A 1998-nucleotide genomic window follows, 5' to 3' on the forward strand; every position below is an offset into this window, starting at 1 on the left:
TTGGGCAAGTGCCGAGGTGACGAACACCGGCGCGCCCTTGGCCGCCGACAGCCTGGCGGCCAAGGGCGCGCCGGTGTTCGTCACCTCGGCACTTGCCCAACGCGCCGTGCGCCTGCCGCATGTCGCCACCGGCCATCCGCTGACCGATCCGCTGACGCTGATCGTCTCCTTCTACATGTTCGTCGAGGCGTTTGCCCGCCATCGCGGTCTCGACCCGGACACGCCGCGCAATCTTCGCAAGGTGACGGAGACCGTATGAGCAATCGCTTTGCCCTGACTGGCGCCCGGATTTTCGACGGCGACGATTGGCATGAAGGCCACGCGCTGGTCGTGCGCGACGGTCTCGTCGAGGCCATTTTGCCCACGGGCGCCGTCCCCTCGGACATCGCCCTCGTCGACGCCGGTGACGGCCTGCTGGTGCCGGGCTTCGTGGACCTGCAGGTCAATGGCGGCGGCGGCGTCATGCTCAACGACCATCCCGATATCGCTTCCATCGAGACCATCTGCCGCGCGCACGCGCCCTTCGGCACGACGGCGCTGCTGCCGACGCTGATCACCGACACGCCTGCAATCACGGCCGCCGCTGTTGCCGCCGGCGAGGCGGCGGCGCGCCAGAAGGTGCCTGGCTTTCTCGGGCTGCATCTCGAAGGCCCGCATTTGTCGGTCGCCCGCAAGGGCGCGCATGATCCGGCGCTGATCCGGCCGATGACGGATGCCGACCAGGCGATGCTGATCGCGGCGCGGCAAAAGCTGCCGGTGCTGCTGACCACCATCGCGCCCGAATCCGTCGAGCCGGCTCGCGTCGCGGCGCTGACTAAGGCCGGCGTCATCGTCAGCCTTGGCCATTCCGACACCGGCTACGCCACCGCCAGCGCCTTTGCCGCGGCGGGCGCCTCGATGGTTACCCACCTGTTCAATGCGATGAGCCAGATAGGCAATCGCGAGCCTGGCCTGGCGGGCGCCGCCATCGACATCGGCACCTTGTCGGCCGGTCTCATCGCCGACGGCATCCATGTCGATCCGGCCACCATCAAGATCGCACTGCGCGCCAAGCAGGGGCCGGCCAGGATCGTTCTGGTCACCGACGCCATGGCGACAATCGGCACCGACATGACGTCGTTCACGCTCAACGGCCGTACCATCTATCGCAGGCATGGCAGCCTGCGGCTCGGCGACGGAACGCTGGCGGGCGCCGATCTCGACATGATCTCGGCCATTCGTTTCACCCACCGCGTCATCGGGGTCGAGCTTTCCGAGGCCTTGCGCATGGCTTCGCTCTATCCGGCGCAAGCAATCGGCCAGTCGCACCGGCTTGGCCGATTCGCCAACGGCACGGCTGCGGATATTGTCGCGCTGTCGGACGATCTCGACCCGAAGGGCGTCTGGATCGGCGGCGAAAAGGTTTTTGGAGCCGGCTACGGCACTGCGCATTGATATCGGCTGTCGTCGTGAAACCTTTTGATTTTGAGGTCGTTGTCGGAGCGTATGTCCGAGGCGAAACCCAAATTGAAACAGGCCGACGGCATCAAACCGCGCGGTGCCTTGAAGCCGCGACAGCAAGCGCCGCGTGACCACAGGCCGCGCCACGAGGATCTGCGCGGAAAAAAACCGCCGACTGCCGAAGCTGCCCCCGAGGTCGACGGCCAGCCGGGACCGCCCCCGGAGGCTGTCGAGCCGGATCCGCAACTGACGCCCGAAGAAGCCGAGCAGGCGCGCCGGAAATACCTGCTGCGGCGTTTCTGGATCAGCGGGCGCGGCTACTGGGCCAGGCGCGGCGATGGGCTTGCCTGGCCGCTCACGATCGGGCTGTTGATCCTGATCTGCGTCAATGTCGGCTTTCAGTACGGGATCAACGTCTGGAACCGCTCCTTCTTCGACGCCATCGAGCAACGCAACGTCCACACCGTCTATGTGCTTAGCGCCATATTCCTGCCGCTCGTCGCTGGAAGCGCGGGCCTTGTGGTCGCGCAGGTCTATCTGCGCATGACGATCCAGCGC

Annotated in this window: 1 protein-coding gene and 2 pseudogenes; all 3 read left to right on the top strand. The window is 66.4% G+C overall.

Translation table 11 applies throughout. The features are described 5' to 3' along the window. Positions 1–259 (top strand): annotated as a pseudogene (locus EN914_RS33480) (aminotransferase); the annotation flags it as partial. Beyond that, the gene (gene nagA / locus EN914_RS33485; RefSeq protein WP_024502149.1) at positions 256–1434 is read left to right on the top strand and encodes an N-acetylglucosamine-6-phosphate deacetylase; all 1179 of its coding nucleotides are present in this window, start codon (positions 256–258) and stop codon (positions 1432–1434) included. The pseudogene EN914_RS33480 and the gene nagA, both read left to right, overlap by 4 nt. 51 nt (positions 1435–1485) lie before the next feature. Next, a pseudogene (locus tag EN914_RS33490) lies at positions 1486–1998 on the top strand (ABC transporter ATP-binding protein/permease); the annotation flags it as partial.

This window comes from Mesorhizobium sp. M7A.F.Ca.CA.001.08.2.1 (assembly GCF_003998455.1).
Lineage (GTDB): Bacteria > Pseudomonadota > Alphaproteobacteria > Rhizobiales > Rhizobiaceae > Mesorhizobium > Mesorhizobium ciceri.

Excerpts from the sequence above, each read along its gene's own strand:
- nagA (WP_024502149.1), top strand. The coding sequence starts at position 256 with ATGAGCAATCGCTTTGCCCTGACTGGCGCCCGGATTTTCGACGGCGAC.